This is a genomic window from Candidatus Kapaibacterium sp., assembly GCA_023957315.1.
Classification (GTDB): domain Bacteria; phylum Bacteroidota; class Ignavibacteria; order Kapaibacteriales; family UBA2268; genus PGYU01.
The window spans coordinates 188,081-200,667 of record JAMLHE010000004.1 but is presented as its reverse complement, the minus strand read 5'-3'; the positions used below and the strand labels follow the sequence as shown (position 1 = coordinate 200,667).

Annotated in this window: 8 protein-coding genes; 2 read left to right on the top strand and 6 right to left on the bottom strand. The window is 38.6% G+C overall.

Features of this window, described 5'->3' with window-relative positions; translation table 11 throughout:
* Positions 1-110 precede the first annotated feature (110 nt).
* Positions 111-1,943, top strand: coding sequence for a glutamine--fructose-6-phosphate transaminase (isomerizing) (glmS, locus tag M9949_05945; protein MCO5250947.1), 1,833 nt, complete (start codon positions 111-113; stop codon positions 1,941-1,943).
* Between the two features lie 13 nt (positions 1,944-1,956).
* Positions 1,957-3,231 carry a nucleotide sugar dehydrogenase gene (locus M9949_05940; GenBank protein ID MCO5250946.1) on the top strand — a complete coding sequence of 425 codons (1,275 nt, stop codon included), beginning with the start codon at positions 1,957-1,959 and terminating at the stop codon, positions 3,229-3,231.
* A 10-nt stretch (positions 3,232-3,241) separates the two neighbouring features.
* Here M9949_05940 and typA read toward each other — a convergent pair whose 3' ends face one another.
* The 6 genes from typA to M9949_05910 form a co-directional block, all read right to left on the bottom strand.
* Positions 3,242-5,062, bottom strand: a complete 1,821-nt coding sequence (typA, locus tag M9949_05935; protein ID MCO5250945.1) for a translational GTPase TypA — start codon at positions 5,060-5,062, stop codon at positions 3,242-3,244.
* Positions 5,063-5,215: 153 nt separating this feature from the next.
* Positions 5,216-5,560, bottom strand: a complete 345-nt coding sequence (locus M9949_05930) for a heavy-metal-associated domain-containing protein (GenBank protein ID MCO5250944.1) — start codon at positions 5,558-5,560, stop codon at positions 5,216-5,218.
* A gap of 121 nt (positions 5,561-5,681) precedes the next feature.
* A complete protein-coding gene (locus M9949_05925) occupies positions 5,682-8,099 on the bottom strand; it encodes a heavy metal translocating P-type ATPase (GenBank protein ID MCO5250943.1) in 2,418 nt (805 codons plus the stop codon).
* A gap of 110 nt (positions 8,100-8,209) precedes the next feature.
* Positions 8,210-8,770 carry an AraC family transcriptional regulator gene (locus M9949_05920; GenBank protein ID MCO5250942.1) on the bottom strand — a complete coding sequence of 187 codons (561 nt, stop codon included), beginning with the start codon at positions 8,768-8,770 and terminating at the stop codon, positions 8,210-8,212.
* A 268-nt stretch (positions 8,771-9,038) separates the two neighbouring features.
* Positions 9,039-9,800: a hypothetical protein gene (locus M9949_05915; protein ID MCO5250941.1), complete on the bottom strand. Its 762-nt coding sequence runs from the start codon at positions 9,798-9,800 to the stop codon at positions 9,039-9,041.
* Positions 9,801-10,018: 218 nt separating this feature from the next.
* Positions 10,019-12,460 (bottom strand): trypsin-like serine protease, encoded by a 2,442-nt coding sequence (locus M9949_05910; GenBank protein ID MCO5250940.1) that lies wholly within the window; start codon positions 12,458-12,460, stop codon positions 10,019-10,021.
* Positions 12,461-12,587: the final 127 nt, after the last annotated feature.

Below are 12,587 nucleotides of genomic sequence, written 5' to 3'. Positions count from 1 at the left end.
AAAAATATGACGATTGAAATAAAGCACTTAAGTTAAAGAGATGATTAATGTCCGAGATTTACTGATTATTAATTATATTTGTTGTTAAATTAAAATTAAAAAAGAGTATTATGTGTGGAATTGTAGGATATTTAGGAAAAAGTTCGGCTGCGAACATACTTATCAACGGCTTAAAAAGGATGGAATATCGCGGATATGATTCAGCCGGAATTGCAGTGCTGAACGATGGTATCATCAAAACGACGAAGAAAAAAGGTAAGGTGTCGGAGCTTGAAAGAATGGTAGATTTGAGCAAAGAAAGCTCCACAATCGGCATTGCACATACTCGTTGGGCAACTCACGGGTTCCCGAACGACATCAATGCTCACCCGCATTCCGACCAAGCAAATAAGATAACGATTGTGCATAATGGTATAATCGAAAATTACACTGCGATTAAGACAAAATTGACTTTAGACGGATATAAGTTCAAATCGGAAACTGATACTGAAGTTTTGGCAGTGTTCATAGGTGCATTGTACGAGCGATTCGGCGATTTGGAATATGCAGTGAGATTTGCCCTCTCGGAGGTGGACGGCACTTTTGGAATGCTTGTGCTTTCAGCAGACCATCCCGATATGTTGATTGCTGCACGTCGTGGTAGCCCATTGCTGATTGGAATCGGCGACGATGAATTTGTGGCAGCATCTGACGCTGCAGCTGTTATCCAATACACCAAGCAAGTAATATATCTTAATGATAATGAAATCGCCGTAATCACTCGCGATGGCTATCATACAAAGACAATTTCCAACGTTGAGACGATTTCGAAAATTGAGCAAATCGAATTCGATTTGGAGCAAATTGAAAAAGGTGGATTCGAGCATTTTATGCTTAAGGAGATTTTCGAGCAACCGGAAACGATTCAAAATGCATTCCGCGGGCGTTTGCTTGTTGATGAAGGCGATGTAAAACTTGGCGGCTTGCGACATATTCATGAGCAGCTTCGTTCAGCAGAACGGATTATAATCACAGCCTGTGGCACTTCATGGCACGCAGGGCTTGTAGGCGAATACATTATTGAACATTTGGCAAATATACCCGTAGAAGTCGAATATGCGTCAGAATTTCGCTATCGAAACCCTGTAATTAAGAAAAATGATATTGTGCTTGCAATTTCGCAAAGTGGCGAAACTGCCGATACAATGGCAGCAGTTCGTGAAGCAAAGCAAAAAGGTGCAACTGTCTTGGGCATCGTCAATGTTGTGGGCAGTTCAATCGCTCGCTACACATCAGCCGGGGTCTATACTCATGCCGGACCGGAAATCGGAGTAGCCTCGACCAAAGCTTTCACATCGCAACTAACTGTATTGACCCTCATTGCGATTATGTTAGGCAGGATGAATACTTTGAGCAAATATGAAGGTATAAAAATCGCCAAGGAATTGCTCAAAATTCCAGATAAAATCAATAAAATATTCGAGTCAGCCGACAAAATTCAAGAGATAGCCAAGCAACATGCAAAAGCCAAAAATTTCCTTTACCTTGGTCGCGGATATAACTTCCCCGTAGCTCTCGAAGGTGCTTTGAAATTGAAGGAAATTTCCTACATCCATGCAGAAGGTTATCCGGCAGCAGAAATGAAGCATGGACCGATTGCATTGATTGATGAGAATATGCCTGTTGTATTTATCGCCACTCAAGATGAAATATACGAAAAAATAATATCGAACATAGAGGAAGTCAAGGCTCGCAAAGGTAAAATCATTGCTATTGCTACCGAAGGCGACACAAGGATTGAATCTGTCGCAGACAACGTGATATACATACCCGAAACATTGCCGATGCTGACCCCGATTTTGTCCGTCATTCCTTTTCAGTTATTAGCTTATTATACAGCATTAGAGCTGGATTGCGACATAGATAAACCCAGAAATTTAGCAAAAAGCGTTACCGTAGAGTAATAGGAGAAAAATTATGAAAATAGCGATTATCGGATTGGGATATGTGGGGCTCCCCTTAGCATGTGCTATTGATTTGAAAACGTCTCACGAAGTTGTAGGCTATGATTACCAATCAAAAAAAGTCAATAAAATTCGCAACAGACAATGCCCGATTGATGATGTCCAATGTAGTGAAGATTTGAAAATAACGAAATTTCTTGTTTCTGACCAAGCTGATATAATGACGGATTCGGATATATTTATCATTTGTGTGCCTACACCTGTGTTAAACGATTATACACCGGATTTGACGCCGCTGAAATCAGGTGTTGAAGCCGTTTTGCCATATATCAAAAAAGGCTGCTATGTAGTGGTCGAATCAACTATTAATCCCGGAGTTTGCGATGAAATCGTTATCCCGATGATTGAAGATAGCATAGATTTGAAAGCAGGAATTGACTTTGATGTTGCACATTGCCCTGAGAGAATCAATCCCGGTGACCCATTTTGGAATGTATATAATATTCCGCGAAATATCGGTTCTACTCGCCCTGAAGCGACTAAAGTTTTAGCCGATTTTTATAGAAGTTTTATATCGGGCGAAATTAATGAAATGCCAAATCTCAAGACTGTCGAAGCTACAAAAATTATCGAAAATACTTTCCGAGATATTAATATTGCATTTGTAAATGAATTGGCAAAATCATTTGATGTGTTGAATATTGATTTGATGGCTGTGATAAAAGGTGCGTCCAACAAACCCTTTGCATTTTTGCCACATTTTCCCGGATGCGGAGTCGGCGGACATTGTATTCCGGTTGACCCATATTATTTGATTGAAAGAGCTAGGCAAAGTGGTTTCGACCATAAATTACTCAAATTAGCTCGCGAAATCAATAATTCGATGCCCGAATACACAGTTGAGAAGTTGACAGATGCTCTAAATATTTTAGAGCGACCAATCAAAAATACTCCAATTGCATTATTGGGATTGAGCTACAAAGCAAATGTGGGTGATTTGAGGGAATCTCCATCGGTGATTTTGAAGAGCATTTTGCACGAAAAGCAAGCTGCCACATTTGTATATGACCCGTATTTCCCCGAGCATTCTAATGTTGATTCGCTCGAAATGGCTCTTGAAAATTCATATGCAGTAGTGTTGGCAACAGACCATAATTTATTCAAAGAAAAATTAACGCCTGAATTCTTGTTGAAATATAATATCAGAATCGTTATAGATGGCAAAAACTGCCTTGACAAAGAAAATATTATCAAGGCAGGAATTTTGTATAAGGGTATTGGGACTTAAATCTGAAAGATTAAAGTTCGTCTCTCATTGAAGATTTGCGTTTATTGGGGTCTAACTCCATTTTACGCAATCTGATTGATTCGGGAGTAATTTCTACTACTTCGTCATCGGCAATGAATTCAATTGATTGTTCGAGCGATAATTTGCGGGGTGGACGTAATGGAATTGTATTATCCGAACCCGACGCTCTCATATTTGATAATTTCTTCTCTTTTGTAATGTTTACCTGTAAATCGGTAGTTTTGTTGCGTTCGCCGATAATCATTCCTATATATACTTTGGTACCCGGTTCGATGAAGAGCTCTCCCCTATCTTCCATAGCCAAACTTGCATAACCTGTAGTTCTGCCTGACCTATCAGCAACTAAAGCACCGGAACTGCGTTGCGGGATAGTGCCAAAGGATTCTGAATAACCTTCGAACAAAGTATTCATTACGCCGGAACCTTTTGTATCAGTTAGGAACTGACTTCTGAAACCGATTAGACCGCGAGATGGAATCAAAAATTCCATATTAACGCGTCCGTGTCCGGTATTCATCAAATTTTGCATAACACCTTTGCGTGTTGAAAGCTTTTCGGTAATGACACCAACATGTTGTTCCAGAACGTCCAGGTAAACTCTTTCGACAGGTTCGTGTAGCTTGCCGTCTACTTCTTTTGTAATTACACTTGGTCTTGAAACCATGAATTCAAAGCCTTCGCGACGCATAGTTTCAATTAAAATCGCCATTTGTAATTCTCCGCGACCTTTAACTTCGAAAGCGTCTGCACGGTCAGCGATTGGTTCTACTTCGAGCGATACATTGCGGAGCATTTCCTTTTCCAAACGCGCTTTCAAATGGCGAGTAGTCAAGAATTTGCCTTCAGTCCCTGCAAATGGACTGTTGTTTATATAAAATATCATCGAAACAGTTGGAGCATCAATTGTTATTCTCGGTAAGGGTTTTGGGTTATCATTATCTGTAAGAGTATCACCGATGCTAATACCGTCAATACCTGCAATTGCTATAATATCTCCTGATTCGACTCTATCAACCATTTTTTTCTTCAAGCCCATAAAAGTATATAGAGCAGAAAGTTTGAGATTGTTGCGGTTGCCATGTTCGGCACAAAGTGTGTATTGCTTGTTCATTTCAAGAACGCCGTTTTCGAGCCTGCCAATTGCAATTTGCCCGACGTATGAATCATAATCAAGATTTGTAATCAAAAATTGTGGTTCGTGGTCATCAACTGACTTTGGACCGGGGATTTGTTCGACAATAGTATCGAAGAGAGGTTGCAAATCAGTACAATCGTCGCCAATTTCGTAATGAGCAATCCCATCTCTGGCAATAGTATATAAAATTTTGAATTCAATTTGTTGGTCAGAGGCATCGAGGTCGATAAACAAGTCGTAAATTTCATTTGTCACAGCTTGAATCCTTGCATCAGAGCGGTCAATCTTGTTGATTACCACAATAATGGGTAATTTCTTTGCCAAAGCTTTCTTGACTACGAAACGGGTTTGAGGCAAAGGACCTTCGCTGGCATCTACCAAAAGAATTGCACCATCCACCAAACTAAGACTACGTTCCACTTCGCCGCCAAAATCGGCGTGACCGGGAGTATCAATGATGTTGATTTTAATGTCGTGATACCAAATGGCAGTATTTTTTGCCATAATGGTAATGCCGCGTTCGCGTTCCAAATCCATCGAATCCATGACTCGCTCGTCCACATGCTGATTAGCACGGAATGTACCGCTTTGGTTCAACATGCCGTCCACTAAGGTAGTCTTGCCGTGGTCAACGTGAGCAATAATCGCTATATTGCGTAAATTTTGTTTATTCATCAGAATTTTCTAACTTTTATATTATGTAGTAACAAGTCATACATTAAAGTATATGTTGTTATTATATTGTAAGTGTGTTGAAATGAATGCTTAATAGCGAAGTGGCAAAAAAAAGACTCTGCATGATTGCAGAGTCAATTATTCAAGTTGATTTTACTCGGGTCGGTCGTATTTGCAGCACTTGTGTAGTTTTGCATAAACACTATCGGAAGCCTTCGCAAGCTCTGTATCGTGTCCTACTGCCGCAATGCTTTCATGAATTGTCTTGAGTTCGACAATCTCGGTATCATATTCGACGGTAAGCATCTTAGTGCTTTGGTCCCAATCAGCAGACTTGACGCCTTCTATTTTTGCAGCTTTTTCAATTCTGGCTTCGCACATACCGCAGTTCCCATATACCATAAACTCTGTTTTTTGCGTATGGTCACCATCATGTGTATGGGCAATTATACTTCCGAAAAAGAACATTGCTACGCTTATTAAAATTGAATATATCATAATACATCCCTTATTGTTGGTAAATAAATATTAAAAAGAACTAAACTCTTATAACAAAAATACTTAAATGATTAACCAATAAATTACATAATTCATTGATTAAGTTGTAAGTTTTACTGTACTATTTCTTCCATTTCAATCTCAAACTGTTGCTCACTACACTGATACTACTTAGTGCCATGGCTGCTCCGGCTAACATAGGATTGAGCAGAAATCCGCTAATCGGATAAAGCAAACCCGCTGCAATCGGAATTCCGATTATATTATAAATAAAAGCCCAAAATAGATTCTGCTTGATAGTGACAACGGTTTGCTTTGAGAGCTTTATTGCAAGAGGTATTTTATTCAAATCCGATGATATGATGGTCATCTTAGCTACATCCATTGCAATATCGCTGCCTTTGCCCATAGCTATGCTGACATCAGCTTGTGCCAAAGCTGTGCTGTCGTTAATGCCGTCACCAACCATAGCGACAATTTTGCCTTGCTCTTGTAGGCGTTTGACATATTCAGCTTTTTGTTGGGGCATAACTTCAGATTTATAATTTTTTATGCCGGTCGAATTGGCGATTGCATTCGCTGTTGATTCATTATCTCCGGTCAGCATATGAACTTCGATGTCCAATTCTTGTAAATTTTTTATTGCATTAATTGATGTACTCTTGATTTTGTCCGCAATTGCAACTATTGCCAGAGTATTCTCTTTATCTGCAAAGAAAATCACGGTCTTAGACTCTTTGCTCAATTCTTCTGCTTTTTGAGACAAATCTGAATTAATAGGAATATTGTTTTCGGTAATTAATTGTTTATTGCCTACATAATAGAAATTGTCGCCAACTTTTGCTTTGACTCCCTGCCCGGTAATGCTCTCGAAATCTTTAACATCTTGCAAATCAGTGTCTTGTAAGTGCTTCGAAATTGCATCGGCTAATGGATGCTCGGATAATTTTTCAATGCTTAACAATGCAGATTGCCTGCTATTGTCACCTTTAAGCCAATGAATATCAGTGACTTCCGGTTTTCCTTCGGTTATAGTTCCGGTCTTATCTAAAACGATTGCATTGATATTTCTGGCAAGTTCGAGGCTTTCTGCATCTTTAATTAGTATGCCTTGAGCTGCACCTTTGCCGACGCCGACCATAATTGCCGTAGGAGTTGCCAATCCTAATGCACAAGGGCAAGCTATCACGAGCACAGTTACGAATGCTAATAAACCGTGTGTGAATCCATCCTCTCCACCCCAAATTACCCATGCACCAAATGCAAGCAATGCAATAAGAATAACAATCGGTACAAAAATGCCTGCAATTTTGTCAACTAATTTTTGTACCGGAGCTTTGCTACCTTGCGCATCTTGTACCATTTTGATGATTTGCGAAAGCATTGTTTCAGACCCAACTTTTTCGGCTTTGAACTGAAATACACCTTTTTGGTTGATTGTACCGGCGAAAACTTTTTCTTTTTCTTGTTTAAGGACTGCGACAGGCTCGCCGCTCAACATACTTTCGTCCACATATGAGCTACCATTAAGCACAACGCCGTCAACCGCAATTTTCTCGCCCGGTTTGACCAAAATAACATCACCTTTGTTCACATTTTCAATTGGCTTTTGAACTTGATTGCCGGTGCTTTCGATGATTGTTACAGTTTTGGGTTGCAAACCCATTAATTGCTTAATTGCAGTGGAAGTGTTTCCCTTTGCTTTTTCTTCGAGCATTTTCCCTAATAATATGAATGCTATAATCACCGAAGCAACTTCGAAATAAACATGGCTTTCTAAACCCCGCTCAATCCAGAATTCGGCAAATAGCGTATTAAAAACGCTGAACACATAAGCAACACCGGTGCTCAAAGCTACTAATGTGTCCATGTTCACCGAGCGGTGTTTTGCTTGTTTCCATGCGTTGGTGAAGAAATTCTTACCAAACCAAAAGATAACGGGTGTAGAAAGTACCCACATGATTTCGTTTGCATAAGGAATATTCATAAAAAACATGCCAATCACGGCAATTGGTATAGACAAGGCAATAGCCCAGATGGTTTTCCGTTTCAATGCCTCGAATTTCATTTCTTGAATTTCCTCCACAGACTCGGAAAATTCATCATCAGATTCGACAATCAAATCATATCCGATAGATTGAACGGTTTTGCGGAGTTCGTTTGTTGTGATGATATTAGGGAGATATTCTACGGCAACAGTTTGCGTAGCATAATTAACGGATGCGTCAATCACACCGTCTTGCGATTTGAGCATGCTCTCGACACTAATTGCACATGAGGCACAAGTCATATCCAACACAGGGAATGTATGCTTAACCGTTGTGACTTCATAGCCCAAGTCCCGTATTTTGCTAACGGCTTTTTTTAGAGCTTCGCTTCCGTCACCGGTTTCAATAACGGCTCTGCGATTGTTCAGTTCAACTTTGTGGCTTTCAATGCCCTTTAGTTGATCTAACCCTTTGTCAACAATGAGTGCGCAATGTTCGCTCTCAACTTGTTCCAATGGAATAAAAAACGATTTATTTTGATTTGTTCCCATTTTCGTGCCTTTGAAAAATGTAAATATTAAAATTGATTTTAATCTTGATACAAATTTAGCCTCATAGAGAGCTAAATATGTTACAATTTTAGTTGAAAGATTTGTAAGATTTACACTTTGTCCAAAGGACTACGTTTTATGGTTTTAATATTTTTGAAATGGCTTGGAGTTAGCCCTGTTACTTTCTTAAATTGATTGCTCAAGTATGCAACGCTTGAATAATTCATCCGAAATGCAATCTCGCTCAATGACAATTCATCATATACAATCAATTCTTTGACTCTTTCGATTTTTTGGGCTATGAAATATTTTTCGATAGTTTTGCCTTCGACTTCCGAAAACAAATTGCTTATATAATTATAATCATGATTGAGGTGACGGCTCAAATATTCCGACAAATTGGTTTTCAAATCGTTGTCTTTGTAGTGTACCAATTCAATTACCAAGGTTTTGATATGCTCAATCAAACGACTTTTTTTATCGTCAATAATTTCAAAACCGAATCTATACAGAGTTTCACTCGCTAATTGTTTCTCCGAATTTGTCAAATCTCTGTCAAAATTCACAACACCTAACTCAACATTTAATGGCATAATGCCGATTGCATCAAGTTCGTTTTTGACAACCATTATGCAACGATTGCAAACCATATTTTTGACAAATAGTTTCATAAATACATGACGTTTTTATCATGAAATAGATTGACAAAAGATTTTGATAAAAAAAGAATCATACGTCATCCTGAATGAAGTGAGGAATCCATGTATTTTAAAACTTGATTCTTCACCTGCGGTTCAGAATGACGAATAGAATTATTTACGAACTCCCTGTCTCGTCAGTTGTTACAAAGACGAAATATTTCAATGCTGTCAGTTGTAACAACTGACAGCACTGAAATTGAGAAAATCTAATATGCTGAGAATCTTCTTTTAGCGTCTATTACGGTTTATATACCACTTGCAAATATGTAATCGGGTAGCTGATTCCCTCGATTTTGAAATTGATTGTCATTCGTTCAATTTCATCATAATGTTTGAAAAAGACATAGCCACCGACCTCGTAACCGGGAAATAAAGTTGTTTTTCGGAGAACTTCGGTAGCCCAAAATTGCTTCCTTTCCGCCATAGAAACTATGAGCAATTTGCTGTTCTCTCTATCCACTCTGTAGGTTTCCATTCTTTGGGCTTGTCGCTCACTGAGGGTCTCTTCTATGTCTTCATCATCGCCCCCAACAGCATTTGCTATAGCGGCATCGGCTACAGAGCTAACTATGCCGGTAAGTATTTGGCGAGCAACAATGTTTTTGTCCGATGCAATTTGATTCGACAAATCCATTTCGATTTTTAACAGTCTTTCTTCCGGCGAGTCTGCCAAAACAATATCGCCCTCTTGAATATCCGGTTTCTTTTCAAGGTAAGGGTCAATTTTATCAACTACATAAAAGAAATTTGCAGGGTCAACAACGGCTTTCAAGCCTGATTCGTTACTTACAGTAACAAAGAAAACATGAAAACCGTCGTAGGATTCGATATAGGCAGCTTCGAGATGCAATCTGTTATAATTCATCGTAAGGTATTCCGAGCCGTATCTCCAGCTGATATGCTCTTGGTCAGCGACTTGCAAGCGATAAACAGGCTTGGGAGAATAGCACCCGTTCAATGCCACTAAAATAATTAAAGTAAGCAAACTTATTCTCAACATCAAATCACCTCTTTGCTAATGAGCAATCTAACTTCCTGTCCCTGTCAGGTCAGTTGTTACAAAGACGAAAATACTTACTCGTCATTCTGAACGAAGTGAGGAATCCATGTATTTTAAAACTTGATTCTTCACCTTCGGTTCAGAATGACGAATAGAACTATTTACGAACTTTGCGTTTCCTGCCGTGCTGCCTTTGTAACAAAGACAGCACATTAATATCAATACTTCACAAACTTTTCAAAACGGTCGCCTATCCTAACGAAATACAATCCCGTTGGCAGATGAGATATATCAATTCTCACACTTTGATTCCCTGAGCCATTATAGTTCACTGTCGAAGGGGCTGTCATTACAATTTCGCCAAGTGTGGTGAAAATATTGATGTCAAAAGATTCATCATCCCTACGGTTAACCGTAGGGTTGATAGTAGCATTAATTTCTATATACTCCGATGCCGGATTGGGGTATATTAATAATTTTTCGGGCGAATAATCTTCCACGCTTGTTGGCGAGGTACAGAAATCAACTATTTTACCTGTGACAAAATCCTGCCCGCTAATCTCGAAAATGATGGAACCATCCATTCTTTTCATGACTAAAGCCGTTTCATTAGTAGCTTCCTCTTCAAAATAATCTATTGGAATAAATGTATAGCAACCGTCCGGAAGACAAACTGTATAATCAAAACTATCTTCGGGTAACTCATCTTGCATCATGACTATTTCCCCTTTAGAGTTTAGAATATAAAAACTTTTACTCCAGTGATAGTCGTCGCCTTTCCATTCAATAGTTGCTATTTGTGGAGTTTCGACGATATGAAATTTCCTTTCAGCAAAATTATTTTCCGGATTTAAATCACTTTCTATGTTATCATAATCAACAACTTCAAATCTTATAGTGTTTTCGCCAATTCGCCATTTACTTTTATCTAATGGTATTCCTATGTATTTTTGATAGAAAAGTTTTCCGTCAAGTAGCGAATCAGACACAACACCGTTGATGGTAGTCCTAATGGTAATGTTTTGATTGGGCAGCGAACCAATATTATACAATAATAAGTATTCGACATTATTAAATTCATTGATGTCACAAACGAAAGTTGTGTCGTTTTCTAAATCAGTAGGGATTTCGACAACAATATCATAAGACGGAACGAAAGGTAAAGTTAAATTAAATTGTAAATAATCAGTTAAAAAAGATTCTCCAATTAAATAGTCAGTTCCTTCGTGATTTATCTTCATTTCAAAGGAGCCTTTTGCATCACCGTCTATAAATAAATGATACTCACCTTCAGGAAGACAATTATCAAATTGGTGCTTTTTACCGGCATCATCAGACATAAATGTTGCAAGACTTTTCGATGACTCATTGTCAAGAGAAAACACCTGAATTTCCAACTGTGATACTTCTTCCAAATCAATACTAAGTACAAGGGGGGTGATTCCGGAATAATTAAAATATTGACCTTTAGAAGAATTTGGGACAACATTATTACCATTAGGTTTACTGAGTTCGACTTCGATATAGTTTCTACCTACATCGTCAGGATGAATATTTGGGAGTGGAATTCTTTTAGAACCCATCGGAGGTAAACTTTTTTCCAAAGTAATAACTTGACTTTCGGTTTTTGTAATATTATCAGGTGAGCTGCCGGTTTTGACAATTATTTCAAAACTTGATAAATCATTCAAACCCATATTTCTGATAAGAACATCTCCAAAATTTGTGTAATCATCGCACGAGTAAACATTTTTTGGAATAATCATTCTAACATTTTCGACGTAATCGTTTTCGGTTGGCACATCATCAATGCCAAGTTTGGAGTGAGAAATAATCCAATCATAAAAATAAGGAACTCGGGTATAAACAGCAGGTTGCTTTACTCCCGCACAAATTGCACCCCAAGAAGTGATGCCGGCAAGTGCCCAAGTATCTGTATTATCTTTGACAAATAATGGACCACCACTATCGCCATGGCAGCTACTTTTCCCGCCTTCCTCGTATCCGCAAGGTAACATATCTGTGGTTACTTCAATTGGCACATTAGTTTCTGAGAACCATTGATTTGCAGTTTCTAAAGAAATAATCGGCAAGGATGTGACTTGGAGCCATTCTGATGCATCCCCTCCGTAGGTTGTCATTCCCCATCCTGTAGTTGTAGCCATCGTTCCGGGAGAAATTAATCCATTTTGTTCTTCATCAGGCGAAAGAAGTCGGATAGGTTTTGAACCAAATTTTGATGTGTCAATAGGGTAAGCAAGTCTGAGCAATGCTACATCATTTTGAATAATTTCGGTATCGAAACCCTCGTGAATAATGTAATCCGAAATTTCAATAACTTGCCCTTGGTCGGGTTGAGAGCGTCGAGTGATATGAGCAACAATCTTTTGCGTTTTATGAGCATCTTCTAGAACGCAATGTGCTGCTGTTAGTATCCAAAATGGGTCAATTATAGAGCCGCCACACATTTGCTCTTCCAAATTTCCATCAGCATCCACAGTAAAAATGGCTATTTGCCAGGGATAATCCTCAATATCAGCGTTTACTCCGCCGATGATTTGCAATTCAGGACCATCATCTTTGATATCAGCAGCCACAACAGGGCTTATCAAAAAAACTACAAGAACTAACACCAACAAAAACTTCAATGAAAATTTCATGAAAACTCCAATTTAAAATTAAGTAAATCCTTCTTAAAAAAAGCAGAAAAACCAATACAGTTCAACGTTAAGGCACAAAATTCAATTTTGATTTGCTTTCTGCATAGAATCTTATACGATGCGAAAA

Coding starts and splice junctions, on each gene's coding strand:
- M9949_05915 (MCO5250941.1), bottom strand. CDS start 9,800: ATGTTGAGAATAAGTTTGCTTACTTTAATTATTTTAGTGGCATTGAAC.
- M9949_05925 (MCO5250943.1), bottom strand. CDS start 8,099: ATGGGAACAAATCAAAATAAATCGTTTTTTATTCCATTGGAACAAGTT.
- typA (MCO5250945.1), bottom strand. CDS start 5,062: ATGAATAAACAAAATTTACGCAATATAGCGATTATTGCTCACGTTGAC.
- glmS (MCO5250947.1), top strand. CDS start 111: ATGTGTGGAATTGTAGGATATTTAGGAAAAAGTTCGGCTGCGAACATA.
- M9949_05910 (MCO5250940.1), bottom strand. CDS start 12,460: ATGAAATTTTCATTGAAGTTTTTGTTGGTGTTAGTTCTTGTAGTTTTT.
- M9949_05920 (MCO5250942.1), bottom strand. CDS start 8,770: ATGAAACTATTTGTCAAAAATATGGTTTGCAATCGTTGCATAATGGTT.
- M9949_05930 (MCO5250944.1), bottom strand. CDS start 5,560: ATGATATATTCAATTTTAATAAGCGTAGCAATGTTCTTTTTCGGAAGT.
- M9949_05940 (MCO5250946.1), top strand. CDS start 1,957: ATGAAAATAGCGATTATCGGATTGGGATATGTGGGGCTCCCCTTAGCA.